This is a genomic window from Levilactobacillus koreensis JCM 16448 (genome assembly GCF_001435525.1).
In the GTDB taxonomy this organism is placed as follows: Bacteria; Bacillota; Bacilli; order Lactobacillales; family Lactobacillaceae; genus Levilactobacillus; species Levilactobacillus koreensis.
Map to the genome: position 1 here is coordinate 11024 of NZ_AZDP01000107.1, position 714 is coordinate 11737.

1 protein-coding gene is annotated in these 714 nt (G+C 44.4%); it reads left to right on the plus strand.

Going from position 1 to position 714, the window contains the following annotated elements; translation table 11 throughout:
• The coding region (locus FC99_RS14230) for an RNA-guided endonuclease InsQ/TnpB family protein (protein WP_235805906.1) at positions 1–714 on the plus strand (714 nt) is incomplete at both ends.

The following is a 714-nucleotide window of genomic DNA, read 5'->3' on the forward strand; positions in this document are numbered from 1 at the left end:
TTTCAAGGGGTTGCCATCGAAGATTTTGGAACAAGCCGATGATATTAGAATTGGCACCACGACAGTCTCAATGGACGCTGTAGGACATTATTTCGTGTCCATGCAGATAGGTTCAGAACACCCTTTCGTTTCTGAACAATCAGTCATTAAATCTAAAGTCGGGATTGATCTGAACCTCGAGAACTTTTTGACGGACTCAAATGGTCAGGTGATTGATAACCCCCATTACTACCGGACGATTAGAGGAAAACTAGCTAAAGCCCAACGAAAGCTGTCGCGGCGGGCCAGACGAGCTAAAAAGAGCCAACGAAGGTTATCTGAATCAAAGAATTATCAAAAACAACGGTTACTAGTGGCTAAATTACAACTTAAAGTCGCCAATCAACGTAAGAACTTTTTACACCACGTCTCTACGGCCTTAATCAAAAACCACGATTTAGTCGTAGCTGAAGAACTGCGGAGTAAAAATATGTTGCGGAATCATGCCTTGGCAATGAGTATCTCGGATGTCGGGTGGCGAACTTTACTGGGTATGTTGGCCTACAAGGCTGATCTGTACGGCCGAAAATTTTTGACAATCGATCCTCGAAATACGACACAAACATGTAGCGATTGTGGATACGTCATGGCCGGAAAGAATAAGTTGACGTTGGCTGACCGTAAGTGGACGTGTCCTAACTGTGGGGTATTCCATGTGCGTGATCATAACGCAGC